This window comes from Rhodococcus erythropolis R138 (assembly GCF_000696675.2).
Lineage (GTDB): Bacteria > Actinomycetota > Actinomycetes > Mycobacteriales > Mycobacteriaceae > Rhodococcus_F > Rhodococcus_F erythropolis.
The window spans coordinates 2,365,176-2,384,105 of the sequence record NZ_CP007255.1; the positions used below are offsets into that span (position 1 = coordinate 2,365,176).

At 62.7% G+C, this 18,930-nt stretch carries 20 protein-coding genes; 12 read left to right on the plus strand and 8 right to left on the minus strand.

All coding sequences use genetic code 11. The features are described 5' to 3' along the window. Positions 1-20 precede the first annotated feature (20 nt). On the plus strand, positions 21-503 hold the full coding sequence (locus H351_RS11185; protein ID WP_029255916.1) for a DUF2505 domain-containing protein: 483 nt from the start codon (positions 21-23) through the stop codon (positions 501-503). On the opposite strand, the gene soxR is transcribed toward H351_RS11185, so the two are convergent. Then, positions 489-968, minus strand: coding sequence for a redox-sensitive transcriptional activator SoxR (gene soxR, locus H351_RS11190; protein WP_019744715.1), 480 nt, complete (start codon positions 966-968; stop codon positions 489-491). The two genes, H351_RS11185 and soxR, sit on opposite strands and share 15 nt — an antisense overlap. A gap of 5 nt (positions 969-973) precedes the next feature. Continuing rightward, positions 974-1,462, minus strand: coding sequence for a heme-binding beta-barrel domain-containing protein (locus H351_RS11195; protein ID WP_020970333.1), 489 nt, complete (start codon positions 1,460-1,462; stop codon positions 974-976). 99 nt (positions 1,463-1,561) lie between these two features. Here H351_RS11195 and arcA point away from each other — a divergent pair, with 99 nt between their 5' ends. Further along, complete coding sequence (gene arcA / locus H351_RS11200) at positions 1,562-2,779, plus strand: arginine deiminase (RefSeq protein WP_019744713.1); 1,218 nt, start codon at positions 1,562-1,564, stop codon at positions 2,777-2,779. Positions 2,780-2,789: 10 nt separating this feature from the next. Here the strand turns inward: arcA and arsC are convergent, their stop codons facing one another. Next, complete coding sequence (gene arsC / locus H351_RS11205) at positions 2,790-3,143, minus strand: arsenate reductase (glutaredoxin) (RefSeq protein WP_020970331.1); 354 nt, start codon at positions 3,141-3,143, stop codon at positions 2,790-2,792. Between the two features lie 94 nt (positions 3,144-3,237). Here arsC and H351_RS11210 point away from each other — a divergent pair, with 94 nt between their 5' ends. From H351_RS11210 to H351_RS11225, 4 genes are all read left to right on the plus strand, one after another. Then, complete coding sequence (locus H351_RS11210) at positions 3,238-3,921, plus strand: SDR family oxidoreductase (RefSeq protein WP_020970330.1); 684 nt, start codon at positions 3,238-3,240, stop codon at positions 3,919-3,921. A gap of 25 nt (positions 3,922-3,946) precedes the next feature. Continuing rightward, entirely contained in the window at positions 3,947-4,306 is a 360-nt protein-coding gene (locus tag H351_RS11215) for a GntR family transcriptional regulator (RefSeq protein ID WP_020970329.1), read from the plus strand. 48 nt (positions 4,307-4,354) lie between these two features. Beyond that, positions 4,355-4,786 carry a DoxX family protein gene (locus H351_RS11220; protein ID WP_003946228.1) on the plus strand — a complete coding sequence of 144 codons (432 nt, stop codon included), beginning with the start codon at positions 4,355-4,357 and terminating at the stop codon, positions 4,784-4,786. An 84-nt stretch (positions 4,787-4,870) separates the two neighbouring features. Then, positions 4,871-6,505: a BCCT family transporter gene (locus H351_RS11225; RefSeq protein ID WP_019744709.1), complete on the plus strand. Its 1,635-nt coding sequence runs from the start codon at positions 4,871-4,873 to the stop codon at positions 6,503-6,505. A 54-nt stretch (positions 6,506-6,559) separates the two neighbouring features. Here H351_RS11225 and H351_RS11230 read toward each other — a convergent pair whose 3' ends face one another. Then, entirely contained in the window at positions 6,560-8,068 is a 1,509-nt protein-coding gene (locus tag H351_RS11230; RefSeq protein WP_415651038.1) for a dolichyl-phosphate-mannose--protein mannosyltransferase, read from the minus strand. Positions 8,069-8,142: 74 nt separating this feature from the next. Here H351_RS11230 and rsmI point away from each other — a divergent pair, with 74 nt between their 5' ends. Beyond that, positions 8,143-8,973: a 16S rRNA (cytidine(1402)-2'-O)-methyltransferase gene (gene rsmI, locus H351_RS11235; protein WP_021332320.1), complete on the plus strand. Its 831-nt coding sequence runs from the start codon at positions 8,143-8,145 to the stop codon at positions 8,971-8,973. On the opposite strand, the gene H351_RS11240 is transcribed toward rsmI, so the two are convergent. Both H351_RS11240 and metG read right to left on the minus strand, forming a co-directional pair. Next, positions 8,970-10,217: a DUF2786 domain-containing protein gene (locus H351_RS11240; protein ID WP_202022975.1), complete on the minus strand. Its 1,248-nt coding sequence runs from the start codon at positions 10,215-10,217 to the stop codon at positions 8,970-8,972. The genes rsmI and H351_RS11240 overlap by 4 nt on opposite strands. 81 nt (positions 10,218-10,298) lie before the next feature. Then, positions 10,299-11,897, minus strand: a complete 1,599-nt coding sequence (metG, locus tag H351_RS11245; protein ID WP_019744705.1) for a methionine--tRNA ligase — start codon at positions 11,895-11,897, stop codon at positions 10,299-10,301. A 21-nt stretch (positions 11,898-11,918) separates the two neighbouring features. On the opposite strand from metG, the gene H351_RS11250 reads away from it, so the two are divergent. Next, complete coding sequence (locus H351_RS11250; protein ID WP_029255913.1) at positions 11,919-12,746, plus strand: TatD family hydrolase; 828 nt, start codon at positions 11,919-11,921, stop codon at positions 12,744-12,746. A gap of 77 nt (positions 12,747-12,823) precedes the next feature. Beyond that, entirely contained in the window at positions 12,824-13,213 is a 390-nt protein-coding gene (locus H351_RS11255) for a DUF6578 domain-containing protein (RefSeq protein WP_029255912.1), read from the plus strand. A 36-nt stretch (positions 13,214-13,249) separates the two neighbouring features. On the opposite strand, the gene H351_RS11260 is transcribed toward H351_RS11255, so the two are convergent. Next, positions 13,250-14,017: an amino acid ABC transporter ATP-binding protein gene (locus tag H351_RS11260; RefSeq protein ID WP_019744702.1), complete on the minus strand. Its 768-nt coding sequence runs from the start codon at positions 14,015-14,017 to the stop codon at positions 13,250-13,252. Next, entirely contained in the window at positions 14,014-15,462 is a 1,449-nt protein-coding gene (locus H351_RS11265) for an amino acid ABC transporter substrate-binding protein/permease (RefSeq protein WP_019744701.1), read from the minus strand. The genes H351_RS11260 and H351_RS11265 overlap by 4 nt, the downstream gene beginning before the upstream one ends. Before the next feature lie 236 nt (positions 15,463-15,698). Between H351_RS11265 and H351_RS11270 the strand changes: the two genes are divergently transcribed. From H351_RS11270 to rsmA, 3 genes are read left to right on the plus strand one after another with little or no spacing between them, the layout of a single operon-like run. After that, complete coding sequence (locus tag H351_RS11270) at positions 15,699-16,823, plus strand: resuscitation-promoting factor (RefSeq protein WP_019744700.1); 1,125 nt, start codon at positions 15,699-15,701, stop codon at positions 16,821-16,823. Between the two features lie 33 nt (positions 16,824-16,856). Beyond that, on the plus strand, positions 16,857-17,984 hold the full coding sequence (locus tag H351_RS11275; protein ID WP_020908607.1) for a transglycosylase family protein: 1,128 nt from the start codon (positions 16,857-16,859) through the stop codon (positions 17,982-17,984). Between the two features lie 9 nt (positions 17,985-17,993). Beyond that, the gene (rsmA, locus tag H351_RS11280) at positions 17,994-18,893 is read left to right on the plus strand and encodes a 16S rRNA (adenine(1518)-N(6)/adenine(1519)-N(6))-dimethyltransferase RsmA (RefSeq protein ID WP_029255911.1); all 900 of its coding nucleotides are present in this window, start codon (positions 17,994-17,996) and stop codon (positions 18,891-18,893) included. The last annotated feature ends 37 nt before the right edge of the window (positions 18,894-18,930 follow it).

Consider the following 18,930-nt stretch of genomic DNA (forward strand, 5'->3'; position numbering starts at 1 on the left):
GTCGAATAGGGACCAAAGTCATGCCGAAGAGTTTTCACTTCGATATCGAATTCAAATATCCGATCGACGACGTGCATCGAACTTTGACAGACCCGAGTTATTGGAAAGTCCGACTCGGAGACCTTTATGCCACCTCGGACATCGAAGTTGGAGACGGATCGATCGAAGTATCCGTGTCCGAGGAAATCGACTCCGCCTCCCTCCCGACCCTGGTCGCCAAGGTTGCGCCGAGTCGACTCGGTCTGACACGGGTCGACCACTGGGGGCCTCTGTCTGACGGGAAGGCCGCAGGGTCGGTCACCGGGATCGCGCACGGACTACCGATACGAATCGAGACGACGCTCGACCTCACCGCCGCCGAGTCCTGCACGCGACTGGTCGTCGACGGGACGGCCGAAGTGAAGATGCCGATCATCGGCGGCCAGATCGAGAAGTTGCTGAAGAAGACCGTCGAGGACTTGCTGGGGCGCGATCGGGACGCTGTCGAGTCATTTCTCGCCTGAGTCGGCGCCGAAATCCACCTCCAGAACGCGTGCACCTGGGCCGGCGGCAGCGAGTTGATCGTGAGGGTTTGCGAGGGCGCATCCCTCCAGTGAGAGACACCCGCAACCTATGCAACCGGTGAGATTGTCGCGTAGTCGTTCCAGTTGCTCGATGCGGAGATCGAGGTGGCGCCGCCATCCGGTCGACAACCGTTCCCAATCTGCGCGGTTCGGGGTACGGCCTTCAGGAAGTGTGCCGAGGGCTTCCCGGATTTCCGACAGCGGAATGCCGACGCGTTGCGAGATTCTGATGAAGGCGACGCGTCGAAGCGTGTCTCGTTGGTATCGACGCTGGTTGCCGCTGGTCCGGCGACTGACGATGAGGCCTTCTCGTTCGTAGAAATGCAGGGCCGAGACGGCGACACCGCTGCGCTCGGAGAGCTGGCCGGGCGTAAGTTCCTTGGCTTTCCACGACGGCATCTCCATGGCGACTACCGGTCCGTCGCCCGGTGGAGGGTGGCGTGGAGATGATGCGTCAGCGGGGTGTCGCCGTGCGCCATCCACAAGTCGTAGGTCAGGGTGTCGCCTTGGACGCGCATGACTCGCCGGACGTCGTGAACCGGTTTTGCGTCGGGCGATGCTGCGAGCGTGAGACGGGTCAAGGCGAGAGTGCCTTCGGAGTCGACGGTGCCGCGATGGATCTCCACAAATCCGGTGGGCTGGCTGACCAGCAGTTCGAGCTCACCACCAGGTGTCGGGCGCAGGTATCCCGATTCCATGTGAAGTGGTCGGCCGTCGGGGAGCCCACGAGTGCGCGACGAGTAGGTGACAAACGGTTTCGGTGTCGGAGCGAACTCGATCTCCTCGGAGTACTCGAAGTCGTCGATGGTGGGGAAATGTCCGGCTCCAGCGCCGACCCAGCGCCCGGTGAACCTGTCGATTCCGGCGCCACCCAGCGCCGCCTGATCCGTGCTACTCATTGCGTGGTCCTCTCGCCTGCGTCGGATCAGACGTTACGCGGGAAGATATGGCAGCTGCTCATCCCTGCTGGGTGGGGCCTACGGGATTAGTGTTCACTCATGAACGCTTCTGGCTCCGTCCCCCTCGGTGTCGATTCCGAGGTGGGCCGATTGCGATCGGTCATTCTTCATCGTCCGGGCGACGAGTTGAAACGATTGACTCCGCGCAACAACGACGAGCTGCTGTTCGACGCGTTGCCGTGGGTGGACCGCGCGCAGGAAGAACACGATCAGTTTGCGACCGTCCTTCGTGAGCGCGGCGTCGAGGTACTGCTTTTGTCCGATCTCCTCACCGAGGCGCTCGAGGTCAGTGGCGCAGCGAGGATCCAGGGAATCGCGGCCGCCGTCGACGCACGCAAGATCGGCCACGCGCTCGGGCAACACCTGGCTGCGTACCTGCGAAAGGTAGAGCCGAAGGAGCTGTCGTCGATCCTTACTGCCGGAATGACGTTCGACGAGCTGCCGATCGACGCCGGCTCGACCTCGTTGGTGCGCAGGATGCATCACGGCGGTGACTTCGTGATCGACCCGCTGCCCAACTTGCTCTTCACCCGCGATTCGTCGTTCTGGGTCGGGCCACGGGTCATCATCACGTCCTTGGCGTTGTCAGCGCGAGCTCGCGAATCCTCGATCACGGATCTCGTCTACGCGCATCACCCCCGATTCAAAGGCGTGCGCCGCGCGTACGAGTCGCACACGGCTCCTGTCGAGGGAGGTGACGTGCTGCTTCTCGCGCCGGGGGTGATCGCGATCGGTGTCGGTGAACGTACATCACCCGCCGGCGCAGAAGCATTGGCGCGTAGCGTGTTCGACGACGGTCTCGCCCACACGGTGTTGGTTGTTCCGATCGAGCAACGCCGAGCGTCTATGCATCTCGACACGGTCTGCACCATGGTCGAGGCCGACGCGGTCGTCATGTATCCGGCCATTCAGGACACATTGGCAGCGTTCACCCTCCGCAAGGAAGACGACGGGGTGAGTATTCGCGGTGCGACGCCGTTCCTCGAAGCGGCAGCCGACGCCATGGGAATCGGAAAACTTCGAGTGATCGACACCGGACTCGACACGGTGACCGCCGAGCGTGAGCAGTGGGACGACGGCAACAACACGTTGGCCGTCGAACCGGGCGTCGTCGTCGCTTACGAGCGCAACGTCGAAACGAATGCCAGGCTGGAGGCCTCGGGTATCGAGGTTTTGCGAATCGCGGGTTCCGAACTGGGCTCCGGTCGCGGTGGACCTCGCTGCATGTCCTGCCCGATCGCCCGCGATCCGCTGTGAGCGGTAGACGTCAGAGAATCTCTTCCACCTTGGCTGCCGGACGCGCGAGCACCGTGCCCTTGTCAGTGACGACGAATGGGCGTTCGATCAGAATTGGGTGCTCGATCATCGCGTCGAGGATCTCGGATTCGGAAGCGTCGGCGAGTCCGAGGTCCTTGTACTGCGTTTCGCGCTTGCGAACCGCTTGACTGGGCTCGAGGCCGGCGTCGGCGATGAGTTTTTCCAGCTCGGATCGGGTAGGCGGAGTATCGAGGTACTTGACAATGGTGGGTTCGATGCCGGCTTCCCGGATGAGCCCGAGAACGGTCCGCGAGGTGTTGCACCGTTGATTGTGGAAGATGGTTGCAGATGCCATGTTCGTCATTCTGCCTCTGCGTCCGAACTCGTGGGACAAACAGGGGAACAACGGGCCGCTCCGGAGTGCTGCACCTGAAGCACCGACGTGTGAGGAGAAAACGATGACGGAACATCGAAGTGTGGACGAACGACGCGTGGTCATTGCCGGCGGGCACGGCAAGATCGCGCAGCACCTGACGTACCTGCTGGCAGGACATGGCGATCGGCCGGTAGCGCTGATCCGCAACTCCGCGCACGAGGGTGCGGTCCGCACACTCGGCGCGTTCCCCGTGGTGATCGATCTGGAATCCTCCACGGTCGAGGAAGTTGCGAAGGTACTCGACGGTGCCGACGTCGCGGTCTTCGCCGCGGGCGCCGGACCTGGTAGCTCGATCGAGCGCAAGGACTCCGTCGACCGAGCTGCGGCGGTGCTGTTGGCCGATGCCGCCGAGAAAGCGGGAGTACGTCGGTTCATTCAGATCAGCGCCATGGGTGCCGGTGACGAAATACCGGAGAACACCGACGAGGTTTTTGCCGCCTACCTGCGGGCGAAGACGGCAGCGGAGGAAGACCTGAAGACAAGGTCTTCGCTGGATTGGACGATTCTTCGGCCAGGCCTTCTGACGGACGACGACCCGACCGGCGAAGTATTGCTTGCGCAGCCGCCCGTCGATCGAGGCTCTGTGCCTCGAGCCGATGTCGCCGCGGTCGTCGAAGCGCTCATCGATGCGCCGTCCAGCGTCGGCAAGACATTGGTTCTGACCTCCGGCCCGCATACGATCCGCGAGGCGATCGAGGGCTTGTGACCGAGAAGATACGACGAGGGTGACGATGAAGATCGCAATCGAACACGATTCCTCCACAGCTCCGTACGACCAACTGCGGCAACAGATTATCGAGCAGGTTCACGGCGGCGGATTGATCGCGGGAACCAAGATCCCGACGGTGCGAGCGTTGGCCTCGGAGCTGGGATTGGCGGCCAACACCGTCGCGAAGGCTTATCGCGCGCTCAGCGATCAGGGCGTCATCGAAACGAGGGGAAAGCAAGGGACATTCATCGCTTCGGGGACCGATCCGGTGCAGGCGCAGGCCGAGCAGGCGGCGACCGCGTTTGCGCATAGGGTCCGCTCGCTCGGGTACTCCGACAGTGAGATCGTCGCCATGGTGGAGTCGGCATTGAGAGGTGCATGACACAATGTTTAAGTTGACGCTTCAACTTAAAGCTGTCAGTCTTGGCTCATGAATTCGTCGATTGCTCGTGACCTCGGACTCCTCATCGCCCGTGTCGGCCTCGGGATCATCTTCATCGCCCACGGCTGGCAGAAGTTCTTCACCTACAAGATCGCCGGAACGCAGGCCGCGTTCGAAGGGATGGGCGCCCCGCTCCCCAAGATTTCTGCGGTTCTGGCTGCATCCATCGAACTCGGCGGCGGAATCCTGCTCATCGCGGGTCTGTTGACCCCGCTCGTCGGCGCGCTGCTGTTCCTCGACATGGTCGGCGCGTTCTTCATCGTGCACGCGGACAAGGGTGTCTTCATCGACAACGGTGGCTACGAACTCGTCGTCGCACTCGGTGTCGGATCGCTCTTGATCGCTGTGATCGGCGCAGGACGCATCAGCATCGACGGATTGATCGGCAAGGGCAACGGTTGGGTTAAAACCCCAGCTTGATCGGGGTGAGAAGGCGGGTTCAACGGACGTTGAGCCCGCCTTCCGGCTTGCTTTTGGCCCATAAAGTGACGAACGTAGTCATCTATGGTGACGAAATCTGATCGATCCGAACAAGATTCCGGGGCCAACGAAGAGCGCCCGGAGACGGGCTTTACTCGAGTAGGCGTTCGGACCGACTACGTGGTGTTTTCCGTGGCGGCTGCCGCGGTGCTGGCTATTGTCGTGTGGGGCCTCGTAGCTCCCGACAACCTCGATTCGGTAACCGGAAGTGTTCTCGGCTGGTTGGTGACGAACATCGGCTGGCTCTTCGTACTCGCAGCTTCGGCTTTCGTGCTGTTTTCCATCTACCTCGCGGTCAGTCGATTCGGCGACATTCCGCTGGGCAAGGACGGTGAGAAGCCCGAGTTCCGAACCGTCAGCTGGATCGCGATGATGTTCAGCGCCGGCATGGGGATCGGCCTGATGTTCTTCGGTGTCGCGGAACCGCTTGCGCACTACGTGACTCCGCCTCCCGGCACCGACGGTGGCGTCGGAACTGCCATGGCCACCACCATGTTTCACTGGGGTCTTCATCCTTGGGCGATGTATGCCGTTGTGGGCCTTGCCATTGCATACGGGTCGTATCGCCGAGGACGCAAGCAACTGTTCAGTTCGGCCTTCATTCCGTTGCTCGGTCGCAAGGCCGAAGGGCCGATCGGCAAGGTCATCGACATCCTGGCAATCTTTGCCACACTTTTTGGTACCGCAGCATCTTTGGGGCTCGGCGCACTTCAGATCGGCTCCGGTTTCGAGGTAGTCGGCTGGATGGAAGAAGCCGGCGTATTCCTGCTCGTGGCCATCGTTGCGGTGCTGACCCTGGCATTCGTCGCTTCGGCAGTTTCCGGTGTGGCCAAGGGAATTCAGTGGCTCTCCAACATCAACATGGTGCTCGCGCTGATCTTGGCCCTGTTCGTGTTCGTTCTCGGGCCGACCGTGCTGATTCTCAATCTGCTCCCGACGACCATTGGCGCATACGTTTCCGACCTCGCCCAGATGTCCGCCCGCACGGGTGCATCATCGAATCCTGAAACGGGCGCGTGGCTTTCGTCGTGGACGATCTTCTACTGGGCATGGTGGGTGTCTTGGACGCCGTTCGTCGGCATGTTCCTGGCACGCATCAGCCGCGGCCGCACGATCCGCCAGTTCATCGTCGGCGTCATCGCCGTTCCCACGACTGTCAGCTTGCTCTGGTTCGCGATCTTCGGCGGCGCGGGCATCGGCGAGGAACGTGACGGAATCGGCTTGTCCGGCCGAGGCTCGGAAGAGGCTCAACTGTTCGGCATGCTCGACAATCTGCCGTTGGCCGGAGTGACGACTGTCCTCGTCATGCTGCTCGTGGCAGTGTTCTTCGTTTCCGGCGCAGACGCTGCGTCGATGGTGATGGGGACGCTCTCGCAGCGCGGAACGCTCGAACCGAGTCGCTGGGTCGTGGTCTTCTGGGGCATGTTGACCGGTGGCGTCGCGGCGCTTCTGCTGTGGACCGGTGGCTCCGAAGCGCTCGACGGCTTGCAGACCATGACGATCATCGCTGCGGCGCCGTTCGTGCTGGTCATGATCGGACTGTGCTTCTCGCTGTACAAGGATCTTTCGCACGACCCGATCATCATTGCGGCGAAGGAGCAGAAACGTGCTCTCCTACGCCCGAGGCGGGGACGTCGCGTCGGTAAGCCGACAGAGTAATCGTGAAGCGAAGGAGGCACCGAACCAGGTTCGGTGCCTCCTTCGTCTGTCCCACTATTTCCAGCTAGGCAGCCACAGATGGTTTTGCCACGATTCCGGCGTGATCGGCATGGCGGTGAGTATCGGCCAGAGGTAGACGAAGTTGGCCACGACCAGACCGATGTACAGACTGACCGCAAGAAGTCCGGTGGTACGACGCTCGACGGACGCGCTCGCCTTGCCCAGAACATCGCCGAGGACCAGCGCAAATCCCATGACCATGAACGGGGCGAGTGCAACTGCGTAGAAGTAGTACATCTGGCGGTCGAGCGTCGCGAACCACGGAAGGTAAGCGGCGCCGTAGCCCGTCAGGACCACGGCGTATCGCCAGTCCCTGCGCACGAACGTCTGCCAGATCGCCCACGCCAACATCGGTAGTGCCAGCCACCACATCGCCGGTGTGCCGATCAGCATCACTGCCTTGACGCAGCTGGCGGCCCCGCAACCGGTGACCTGCTCGCCGTCGGCGTAGTAGTAGAGCATCGGTCGTAGCCCCATCGGCCACGTCCACGGTTTCGACTCCCACGGGTGGTGGTTTCCGGCGGAGTTGGTCAGACCGGCATGGAACTGGAGAACGTTTCCGCTGTAGTACCAGAGTGAACGCAGTGCGGAGGGAATGAAGCTCCACGTGCCGCCCTCACCGATCTCGTTACCGACGGCGTGACGGTCCACGCCGGTCTCGCTGGTGAACCAGGCCCAGTAGCTCGCGAGGTACACACCGAGCGGAATGACCACCAGCGCATACAGAGCTGGACCGATGTCGCGAACCGCGGTGCCGACCCAGGGGCGCTGCACGCGGTATGCGCGGCGCGCTGACAGGTCGAAGGCAACACTGAGCAATCCGAAGAACAGAATGAAGTACATGCCGGACCACTTGGTTCCGCATGCCAGACCGAGCAGGATGCCGGCGCCGAACCGCCACCACCGGAAACCCAGCCGTGGACCCCAGGCGGAATCGCCGATTCGACCTTCCTCGTATACCTTCGCCATTCGTTCGCGGACTTGGTCGCGATCGACCACCAGGCATCCGAGCGCCCCAAGGACGAAGAATGCCAGGAAGATGTCGAGCATCCCGAGGCGTGAGGAGACGAAGGTGACGCCGTCCACGATGAGCAGGATTCCGGCAATCGCCCCGATCAGCGTGGACCGCGTCATGCGGCGGACGATCCGGATGATCAGCAGGACCATCAGCGTCCCGACCAGGGCTGACGAGAATCGCCACCCCCAACCGTTGTAACCGAAGAGTGCTTCGCCGATCGCGATCATCTGCTTACCGATCGGCGGGTGCACCACCAATCCGTAACCGGGATTGTCCTCGATGCCACCGCCGGTCAGAACTTGCCAGCCCTGCGGAACGTAGTGCTTCTCGTCGAATACAGGTGTGCCGGCGTCGGTCGGGTAGGCGAGCATCGTGAAGCGGGTGATCGCCGCGATGGCGGTGATGAAAGCGGTGACGATCCAGCCGCGCAATCTGTCGGTCGGGCCGAAATCAGGATCCGGTACCAGCGGGCCGGGACTACGCACTACCCGATCGCTCGTGGCGGGCGTTGGCCGCTCGTCCGTCTGCACAGTCACCTGGCAATCGTAGGCTGTCAGGTATGACTGGTCGTTTGGTACTCGCCGCAACACCCATGGGAGATGTCGGTGACGCATCCCCGCGTCTTCGGTCTGCTCTCGCAACCGCCGACGTCGTCGCTGCGGAGGACACACGACGCACCAAGTCTCTGGCGTCCGCGCTCGAGGTAACCATCACCGGGAAGATCGTCAGTTTCTACGACCAGGTCGAGATTTCGCGGCTGCCCGCGTTGGTCGCCGACGTGGCCGAAGGCAAGACCGTCCTGCTGGTCACCGATGCAGGCATGCCGTCGGTCAGTGACCCCGGATATCGCCTCGTTGCCGCCTGCGTAGCCGAGAACCTCGCCGTCACGTGTCTCCCGGGCCCGTCGGCGGTCACGACGGCGCTGGCACTCTCGGGTTTGCCGGTGGAGCGGTTCTGCTTCGACGGATTCCCGCCGCGAAAGCAGGGGCAGCGCAAGACCTGGCTTTCGGCCCTGGCAACCGAGCAGCGAGCGTGTGTGTTCTTCGAAGCACCCCATCGCCTTGCCGACTGCCTCGCAGATGCTGTGGAAGTTCTCGGGCCCGATCGCCGCGCGGCCGTGTGCCGGGAATTGACCAAGACCTACGAGGAAGTGAAGCGCGGCACTCTCGGAGAGTTAGCTACTTGGGCGGCCGAGGGCGTTCGCGGAGAGATCACGGTGGTGCTCGAAGGCGCAGTGCTGGTGGCATCTGATCCTGCCGATCTGGTCGACGAGGTGGAAAGGCTGGTCGAGGGGGGAGCACGATTGAAGGACGCGTGTGCTCTGGTCGCAACGGCCGGAGTCTCCAAGCGTGAGTTGTACGAGACGGTCCTGGCCGCTCGAAAGGACTAGCGGGAGCGGTTCACGGCGGGTGCGCCGGGACGCAGGTTGGCGTCGTCGGCTGCAGCCTGGCCAGCGTGCCAGCCTTCGGCGTCGACGGACCGTCCGCGAGTTTTGCGGGTTGTCGGGAACAATCGATCGAATTCGGCGTCGACGGCCTCGGAAGTGGTGGCCAGGATCGGCAGAAGATCCGCGACGTCCATCGATGCCGCGTCGGCCGCTTCGGCGGTGGCTTTGGTGCCGGCGTCTCGCAGACGGTGTCCGATGCGGCTGGCGAACCCGGCCAGGAATCCCTTGCGGAACGAGGTGGTGCGTGAGCCGCCACGATTGCTCGAGTCGGCGAATTGCATTGCACGGGTTGCCTGTACGAGCAAGGAAGTGAACAGCATGTCGACTTGCTGAAGGTCGACCGGAGTGCCGACGACGGTCGCGAGTGCGATGTCGCTGAACCAGACAGTCCTGACTCGATTCGATTCGCCGATCTCGGTCAGGAGGTGAACCTTTTCCTTCACGTACGGGTTCTCGATGTGAATGCGTCGGGCATTCACGGATGTGTCGGTGACCCCGGCGCGAGAGTGGAGCAGCGCGGAATCGATGGCGTACCGGGTCATCAACTCCTGAGCCTTCGCGGTGAAAATCTCGGCTTCTTCCGCGAAGTTGGTGGCTTCCGCTTTGGCGAGTAATCCACGAATTCGCTTGAGTACCTTGGCGTCGACCTCGGTATCGCCGACGCCGGCATAGCTGGTGTCGGTCCGTTGCGACGGCCAGGTGGATGGTGGCGCGAGCAACACCGTCCACTGAGGTAGGCGCATCCACGATCGCGCAACGTCGACGATCTGCGAAACAAGGAAGTAGGGATCCTGGAACAGAAGGCCGGCCGCGAGGGAGCGAAAAACGTCGTCGTCCACGGTGATTCGAGAAGCGATGCGTCGAGACTTCGCATACTGCTCGCCGATCGTCTGCAACTGCCCCACCCATTCGAGCGGTGCGCGATCGGAGGCGCGCGACGCTTTCGCATCGAACAGGATGGTGGTGGCGGCGAGATCGGCGTCGGACGCTTCTTTGCTTCGACGCGCCAGATGAATCAGATCCGCCGGCTGCCATCCGCGGTCGTACGCCGCGGACAGTTCGGAAACGAGATCTCGCACCGCGGAAACGGATTGAGGGCTGACCTCCTGAGTGGACACCCGCGCTCCGTTCCATGGCAGTGTCTGCGCCGAAGCGCTGGTTCGAATGTATGTTCTATTCGTCGTCATGGCTGGAGTGTGCACGTGGGGTCCGACACATCCGCCTGTAACCGGATATCTCGGACCCCACGTGCGGCACTTTCGCTTAGCTCATTCCTCGACGAAGCGGGGGAAAACTGGCGCCGGAGCAGGCAGTTTCCGGTTCGCGTCGATGCGTACCGCGATGTCGGCGAACTGTCGGTTCTCTTCGCTCTGGCCGAGCAGATCGAGGATGCGTGACGCCGCGTCGGGCATCACCGGCTGAACGAGAAGCCCGACGATACGGACCACTTCGAGCGTCACGTACAGAACCGTCGCCATGCGTGCCGGATCGGTCTTACGCAGAACCCACGGTTCCTGCTTGGAGAAGTACCGGTTGGTCTCGCCGAGCACGCCCCAGATGGCTTCCAGCGCGAGGTGTAGAGCCTGCACGTCGAACTCGCTGCGGCACTTGGCGAGCAGGGCATCCGCCGATGCCAGCATCGCCAGGTCGTCCTCGGTGAACTCACCGGGGGTGGGTACCTGGGCGTCGCAGTTCTTCGCGACCATCGTCAGCGAACGCTGCGCGAGATTGCCGAGTTCGTTCGAGAGATCAGCGTTCATGCGCGTCACGATCGCTTCGTGACTGTAGCTGCCGTCCTGACCGTACGAGATCTCGCGGAGCAGGAAGAAGCGGACGGCGTCGAGGCCGTACTGATCGACCATCGCGATGGGGTCGACGACGTTGCCGACGGACTTCGACATCTTCTCGCCCTTGTTGTACAAGAAGCCGTGGACGAACACCCGCTCCGGCAGCTCGATGCCGGCAGACATGAGGAATGCCGGCCAGTACACGGTGTGGAACCGCGTGATGTCCTTGCCGATGATGTGCAGGCTCGCGGGCCAGAACTTCTTGAACTCCTCCGAATCGACGTTCGGGTAACCCACACCGGTCAGATAGTTGGTGAGGGCGTCTACCCAGACGTACATGACATGGTCCGGGTCGCCCGGGACCTTGACGCCCCAGTCGAACGTGGTGCGCGAGATCGAGATGTCCTTGAGGCCGCCCTTGACGAAGCTGACGATCTCGTTGCGGCGTGTTGTGGGGGCGATGAATTCGGGGTGCTCTTCGTACAGCGCGAGGAGACGCTCCCCGTACGCCGAGAGACGGAAGGTGTAGTTCGACTCCTCGGTCCACTCCACCGGGGTGCCGGTCTCGGTGGACTGACGGGTGCCGTCCTCCAGAAGCGTGGTCTCGGCTTCGGTGTAGAAGGCCTCGTCCCGAACCGAGTACCAACCCGAGTACGTGTCGAGGTAGATGTCGCCCGATGCGGCCATCTTCTCCCAGATCGCCTTGCTGGCGACCTGGTGATCAGCGTCCGTGGTGCGGATGAACCGGTCGTACGAGATGTTCAGGACCTTGTCGAGATTCTGGAACACGTCGGAGTTTCGAGCCGCGAGTTCGCGTACGTCGATGCCCTCTTTGATCGCTGTCTGCTGCATCTTCAGACCGTGCTCGTCGGTACCGGTCATGAAGAACACTTCATGACCGTCCAAACGCTTGAAGCGGGCGAGCGCGTCCGAGGAGATGTACTCGTACGCGTGGCCGATGTGCGGAGCGCCGTTGGGATACGCGATCGCTGTCGTGATGTAGAACGGCGATCGTTCCGCGCCTTCCGGGGCGGCGGAGTCCGGGCGCGGGGTCTGGGAGGGTGAGGCAGGCACAGTCATGGTGGGCTTACTCTATCGGGCGTGAGCAAAGACCGTCCCGCCCCCGATGCCCCTGAGCCCTTGTCGCCTCTGATCGACGCCCATACGCACCTCGACGCGTGTGGCGCACACGACGCTGCGACCGTGGCCGAAATAGTCGATCGAGCCGAGGCCGTCGGCGTCGGACGGGTCGTCACGGTGGCCGACGACCTCGATGCTGCACGCTTTGCCGTCGACGCTGCGAACTGGGATTCGAGGGTTTACGCAGCCGTCGCAATCCATCCGACCAGGGCGAACGTCCTGGATGCCGACACCAGGGTCGAGATCGAACGGTTGGCGTCCAATCCGCGGGTCGTCGCGGTGGGGGAGACCGGGCTGGATCTCTACTGGCCAGGCAAGCTCGAAGGGTGCGCCACGATCGAGGAGCAGGTCGACGGTTTCCGGTGGCACATCGATCTGGCGAAGCGTCTCGGTAAGACGCTGATGATTCACAACCGCGAAGCCGACCAGGACTTGCTGCGGGTGCTGAACGAGGAAGGCGCGCCGGAGACAGTGGTGTTCCACTGCTTCTCCTCGGATTCGGAGATGGCGCGGGAGTGCATCGCCGCCGGGTACGTGTTGAGTTTTTCGGGAACCGTGAGTTTCAAGAATGCGAAGGCGCTGCGTGAGGCCGCGCTGTTGGTGCCGTCGGATCAGCTGATCGTCGAGACGGATGCGCCGTTCTTGACGCCGCACCCGTTCCGCGGTGCGCCCAACGAGTCGTACTGCCTGCCGTACACAGTGCGTGCGCTCGCAGACATCCGCGGCGAGGATCCGCAGGCCCTGGCAGCGGCGTCCACGGCGACAGCGGAGCGCGTTTACAAGCTCTGACGCTATTCTGGTTCGACAGGTAACTCCGCGCCCGGGATCGTCGTGTCCCGGTCCGTCTACTGCGCGGGGTATTTCAGATGAATGACTACAACGTGGTCACAGTCCGCATCGAAACGTGGGAATTAGAGTGCTGTGCACCGTTGCCGGTGGTCGGCGAAAAATCTTCGTGGGCTTTGCACCCGATACCTGACTCGCTGTGGTTCGACGGGTCGGTTCATGGAGGAATCTTTCCCGACGACGTGGAACCTACTGCCGGGATCGTTCTCTCGATCCGACTCGAGCGCGGGGAATTTGTCGAACAAGAACCCAGACACTGGGTGTTGGTACCTGGGAGCATCGATCACGTTCGAGTCGAGAAGGTCCCACCACATTTTCGCGGCATGTCGTCGCTGGTTGCCGGTCGGCGTGGCTGGATGGAGACGGCCGTTGTCGTCGAATTGGCCACCACCCGTGCGCCTTTCCGGTAGTCCCCACTACCAAAAAGGCGCACAGGGGGCTTGCCCCTACAGGACCTTCGCCAGGAAGTCCTGGGTGCGCTGCTGCTGGGGGTTGCCGAACAGGTTCTCCGGCTTGCCTTCTTCGACGATGTATCCATCGGCCATGAAGATGACTCGATCGGAAACCTCACGGGCGAAGCCCATTTCGTGGGTTACGACGACCATGGTCATGCCCTGCTTGGCGAGGTCACGAAGCACCTGCAGAACCTCTCCCACCATCTCCGGGTCGAGAGCGCTGGTGGCCTCGTCGAAGAGCATGATGTCCGGGCTCATCGCCAGTGCGCGGGCAATGGCCACGCGTTGCTTCTGCCCACCGGACAGGCTGGCGGGCTTGGCATCTGCCTTCTCCGCGAGACCGACCTGGCCGAGCAGTTTGACGGCGATCTCGCGAGCCTGATCCTTGGTCGATCGCCCGGTCTGCACCGGGGCGAGCATCACGTTTTCGACGACGCTCATGTGTGGGAACAGGTTGAAGTGCTGGAACACCATCCCGATGTGCTGGCGCACCTTGTCGATGTCGACGTCCTTGTTCGTGAGGTCGAACTGGTCGACGCGCACGGAGCCGGCGGTGATGTCTTCGAGGCGGTTGAGGCAGCGCAGGAAGGTGGACTTACCCGAACCGGAAGGCCCGATGACGCAGACCACTTCACCGCTCTTGATGTCGACGTCGAGGCCTTTGAGGACCTCGTTGTCGCCGAACGACTTCTTCAGTCCCTTGACCGAAATCTTGACCTCGGTGTCGGACTTGCCCATGTTGACGGCTGTTTCGGTCACTTGTTGATCCTCTTCTCGAGGCGGTTCGACAGCTTGGTGAGCGCCATGATGATGATGAAGTACATGACGCCGATGATCAGCCACATGTTGAACGACTGGAAGTTGCGCGCGATGATGATGCGCCCTGTCTGAGTGAGCTCGGCGAGTCCGATGACCGACAGGATCGACGTGTCCTTGAGGGTGATGACGAACTGGTTGATGTACGACGGGATCATCGTGCGAATTGCCTGCGGCATGATGACTTTTCGCATCGACTTCATGTAGCTGATGCCCAGGCTTCGTGACGCCTCCATCTGTCCCTTGTCGACGGACAAGATGCCGCCGCGGACGATTTCAGCCATGTACGCACCGGCGTTGAGCGAGAGCGTGATGATGCCTGCGGTGAAGGCGGACATCTGGAAATGCAGGGCTGCCGGGATGCCGAAGTAGATGAAGAACGCCTGCACCAACAGCGGTGTGCCGCGGAAGATGTCGACGTAGGTCGTGCCTATACCTCGGACGAACATGTTGGTGGACACGCGGCAGAGACCGAAGATCGCACCCAGGACCAGAGCGATCGCGATCGAGACGACCGAGAGAACGATCGTCAACCACAGGCCCTTGAGGAGCTGGGGATAGGTGCTCTTGATCAAGCCGATGATGGAGTTGTCCGACGTCGACGCGCCCTGACCGAGGTAGGTCGAGACGATTTCGTCGTACTGGCCGTCGTCGCGCAGGTTCTGCAGTCCAGCGTTGAACATCTGGAGCAGTTCGGCGTTCTGCCCCTTGTTGACGGCGAAGCCGTAGCTCGCACCCACCTCTTTTTCGGTGACCGTCTTGAGGCCGTTGCCCTGAGTGATGCCGTAGGCGAGGACGGGGTAGTCGTCGAAGACTGCGACGGAGTTTCCGGTGCGGACCTCGTCGTACATGCTGGCGGAGTCGGCGAAATAGACTGTGGTGAAGCCGTATTGGTCCTTGATGGACTCGGCGAAGCTGGCGCCCTCGGTGCCGTTCTTGACCGCGACGCGCTTGCCCTTCAGATCCTCGTACGCCTTCACGTCGTTGTCGGTCTCGAGGACTGCCATCTGCACGCCCGACTCGAAGTACGGGTCGGAGAAGTCGAAAACCTGCTTGCGGGCGTCGGTGATGGACATGCCGGCGATGACGCCGTCGGCCTGCCCGGCCTGCACGGCCTGAAGCGCAGCGTCGAAGCCGAGCTGCTTGATATCGACCTTGAAACCTTGGTCCTCGGCGATCGCGTTGAGGAGATCGATGTCGATGCCGACGAGTTTGCCGTCTTCGTTCTCGAATTCGAACGGGGCGAATGTCAGATCGGTGGCGATCGTGTAGGTGCGACCGGGTTGCGCGCTCGCGATTCCGGGGGCGAACAGCGCTGCGATCAGCGCCAGCAGGATGGCCAGGATCGGCCACCTGGCATTACGTGGTCTGTCGAATCTTCTTCGCACTATCGCCCAGCTTTCTTCTGTCGCGCCCGGGATCGCCGGACTGCTTTGAACCAGACGAGAACATACTGCGCCCAGAGCTGAATCGATACACGGGTATCGGAGCCGGAAAGTGCAGAACACACGACACGCCGTTGCCGTTCCGTGACAAAAGTCGCATTTCGTTGTGATTTGGTTGCCGATACAACGCTCGGTCGTTACCGTATTGTGATCGAACGTCGTCTGCCTTGGGATTTCCTGTGTCGCCTTTTGCCAAGATCAACTCCACGAAGTCACCACTTCTCTATTCAGTGGTGGGTGCGTTGCTTCTGACGCTCATTGTCGGAGGTGCGCTCGCCGTGGTTCGGCACAAGACGATCACCCTCGACGTCGACGGCGACATGATTTCGCTGTCCACGATGTCGAGCAGCGTCGGTACCGCTCTCGAGGACGCCGGATACCCGGTCGATCCCAAGGACGCGCTCGCTCCGAGCGCCGATTCCTCGCTGTCCGACGGCGATACCGTCGTACTGCGCCGTGCCCGTGAGTTGGCGCTGACCGTGGACGGTCAGCCGACGACCATCTGGACCACGGCATTGACGGTCGACGAGGCATTGAAGCAGGTAGATGTTTCCGACGACTTCGCAGTCTCGGCTTCGCGCTCGCATCGTCTGCCCCTCGAACGCACCGAGCTCGACGTCGTCAGCCCGAAGACCGTCAGCGTCAGCGACGGTGGTGCTCCGGCGGCCGAGATCAAGCTCGCCGCCGTGACCGTCGGTGATCTTCTCGCGGCCAAGAATGCGCCGCTCGAGCAGGCCGACTCGGTGGTTCCCACCGCTGACACACCCGTTACCAACGGCCTGACCATCCAGGTCACCCGCGACCGCACGGACACTCGCGTCGAGACGCAGCCGATCGCGCCGCCCGAGAACAAGGTCGAAGATCCCGAGCTCGAGAAGGACAAGACCGTCGTCGAAAACCCGGGTGTTGCCGGCGAGCGCACGGCCACCGTCGAGGTCAAGACCGTCAACGGCGTCGAGGCTGGACGAACCGAACTGTCCGCGACAGTGATCAAGGAACCGGTCGCAGCAGTGGTGAAGGTCGGAACCAAGCAGACTTCCGCGCCCGCTGTGTCCAACGCGTCGACGTGGGACTCCATTGCTCAGTGCGAAGCGACCGGAAACTGGGCCATCAACACCGGCAACGGTTTCTACGGAGGACTTCAGTTCACCCAGAGCACCTGGGAAGCATTCGGCGGCGGTCAGTACGCAGCGCGCGCCGACCTCGCATCACGTGAACAGCAGATCGCGATCGGCGAGAAGGTCCGCGCCGGTCAGGGCTGGGGTGCGTGGCCGTCCTGCACCAGCAAATTGGGCCTGCGCTGACGCGCCCACACTCCACACAGAACTCAGGAACCCATGTCACCGTTCGCCAAGATCAACTCGACCAGGTCGCCGTTGTTGTACTCGGCGATCGCCGCTCTTCTCCTGACGGTTCTCGTGGGTGGCGTTCTGGCCGTCGTCCGGCACAAGACCATCACCCTCGACGTCGACGGTGAGCAGATTCACCTGAGCACCATGTCGACCAACGTCGACGGCGCTCTCGAGGACGCGGGTTACCCGATCGGTGACAAGGACGCGGTTGCTCCGGCGGCCGACGCGTCGCTGTCCGACGGCGACACCGTGGTGCTCCGTCGTGCTCGTGAGATCACGCTGACGGTCGACGGTCAGCCGCAGAAGCTCTGGACCACCGCCTTGACCGTCGACGACGCGCTCAAGCAGTTGGATGTCTCAGCGGATGTGCACGTGTCGGCGTCGCGCTCGCAGCGTCTCCCGCTCGACGGCGCCGCGCTCGACGTCTTGACACCGGTCGTCGCAAAACTGGTCGACGGCGCAAATGCGGCGGCCGACGTGCGTATCGCGGCACCGACGGTGGGCGAGTTCCTTACGGCCAACGGCACTCCGCTCGAGCAGTCGGACACGGTGGTTCCCGCCGCCGACGCTCCGCTGACCGAGGGCCTCGAGGTCACGGTGACGCGCAACCGCACCGAGAACAAGGTCGAGACCTTGCCGCTCGATCCGCCGGATCAGCGCATCGAGGATCCGACGATGAACCAGAGTCGCACGATCGTCGAGAATCCGGGCGTTCCCGGCGTGCGTGACGTGACGTTCGCCGTGAATCTCGTCAACGGTGTCGAGGCCGGACGTACACAGGTATCGGAGACGATCACCACACCGGCGCAGCCGAAGGTCGTGCGCGTGGGAACGAAGCCGGGCACCGAGGTGCCGCCCGTGGAGAACGGTTCGACGTGGGACGCGCTCGCGCAGTGCGAGGCCACCGGCAACTGGGCTATCAACACCGGCAACGGTTTCTACGGCGGCGTGCAGTTCGACCAGAACACGTGGGAACGGCAGGGCGGGTTGAAGTATGCGCCTCGCGCCGACCTCGCAACCCGTGAGGAGCAGATCGCGATCGCGACGCAAACGCAGCGCACTCAGGGCTGGGGCGCATGGCCGTCGTGCTCGGGTCGCCTCGGACTGGGATAAGTTCTACTGGTGTCAGACGCCGAACAATCGAACGAACCCATCGCTACTCCGCGCGGGCAGGCAGCCCTGCTCGGTCCGGTCGAGGTGCGCGCTCTTGCCGAGGAATTCGGTGTCCGGCCCACGAAACAGTTGGGGCAGAACTTCGTTCACGACGCCAATACCGTGCGACGCATCGTCACCACGGCAGGCGTCACTCGTGACGATGTCGTTCTCGAGGTGGGGCCGGGTCTCGGTTCGCTGACGATGGCGCTGATGGACGTCGTCGATCGTGTGATCGCGGTCGAGATCGATCCCAACCTTGCGGCTCGCCTTCCCAAGACGGTCGCCGAGCGAGCGCCGGAGCTTGCCGATCGACTGACCGTCGTCGAAGCGGACGCGATGCGTGTGCTGCCTTCACAGATTCCAGGCGAGCCGACCGCGCTTGTCGCGAACCTCCCGTACAACGTCGCGGTGCCGGTGCTGTTGCATCTGTTCGCATCGCTCCCGAGTCTGCGGACCGCACTCGTGATGGTGCAAGCCGAGGTTGCCGATCGCCTGGCGGCTGATCCGGGAAGCAAGATCTACGGCGTTCCCAGCGTCAAGGCCAACTTCTTCGGCGAGGTTCGCCGCGCCGGTGCCGTCGGACGCAACGTGTTCTGGCCGGTGCCGAAGGTGGAATCAGGTCTGGTTCGTATCGACCGGTATGCGGAGCCGCCGTGGCCGCTGGACGAGAAACACCGCAAGCAGGTTTTTGCGGCGATCGACGCCGCATTCGCGCAGCGCCGCAAGACTTTGCGTGCCGCGCTCAGCGGGTGGGCAGGTTCGCCTGCCGAGGCCGAGCGACGGCTCCTCGCTGCCGGTATCGAGCCACAGACACGTGGCGAGATGCTCGACGCAGCAGCCTTCGTTCGGCTGGCTGGAGGCGAATAGCCCCGTGCGCGGTTAAGGAGTGCAGGGACTCCCTAAC

Coding starts and splice junctions, on each gene's coding strand:
- H351_RS11185 (WP_029255916.1), top strand. CDS start 21: ATGCCGAAGAGTTTTCACTTCGATATCGAATTCAAATATCCGATCGAC.
- soxR (WP_019744715.1), bottom strand. CDS start 968: ATGGAGATGCCGTCGTGGAAAGCCAAGGAACTTACGCCCGGCCAGCTC.
- H351_RS11195 (WP_020970333.1), bottom strand. CDS start 1,462: ATGAGTAGCACGGATCAGGCGGCGCTGGGTGGCGCCGGAATCGACAGG.
- arcA (WP_019744713.1), top strand. CDS start 1,562: ATGAACGCTTCTGGCTCCGTCCCCCTCGGTGTCGATTCCGAGGTGGGC.
- arsC (WP_020970331.1), bottom strand. CDS start 3,143: ATGACGAACATGGCATCTGCAACCATCTTCCACAATCAACGGTGCAAC.
- H351_RS11210 (WP_020970330.1), top strand. CDS start 3,238: ATGACGGAACATCGAAGTGTGGACGAACGACGCGTGGTCATTGCCGGC.
- H351_RS11215 (WP_020970329.1), top strand. CDS start 3,947: ATGAAGATCGCAATCGAACACGATTCCTCCACAGCTCCGTACGACCAA.
- H351_RS11220 (WP_003946228.1), top strand. CDS start 4,355: ATGAATTCGTCGATTGCTCGTGACCTCGGACTCCTCATCGCCCGTGTC.
- H351_RS11225 (WP_019744709.1), top strand. CDS start 4,871: ATGGTGACGAAATCTGATCGATCCGAACAAGATTCCGGGGCCAACGAA.
- rsmI (WP_021332320.1), top strand. CDS start 8,143: ATGACTGGTCGTTTGGTACTCGCCGCAACACCCATGGGAGATGTCGGT.
- H351_RS11240 (WP_202022975.1), bottom strand. CDS start 10,217: ATGACGACGAATAGAACATACATTCGAACCAGCGCTTCGGCGCAGACA.
- metG (WP_019744705.1), bottom strand. CDS start 11,897: ATGACTGTGCCTGCCTCACCCTCCCAGACCCCGCGCCCGGACTCCGCC.
- H351_RS11255 (WP_029255912.1), top strand. CDS start 12,824: ATGAATGACTACAACGTGGTCACAGTCCGCATCGAAACGTGGGAATTA.
- H351_RS11275 (WP_020908607.1), top strand. CDS start 16,857: ATGTCACCGTTCGCCAAGATCAACTCGACCAGGTCGCCGTTGTTGTAC.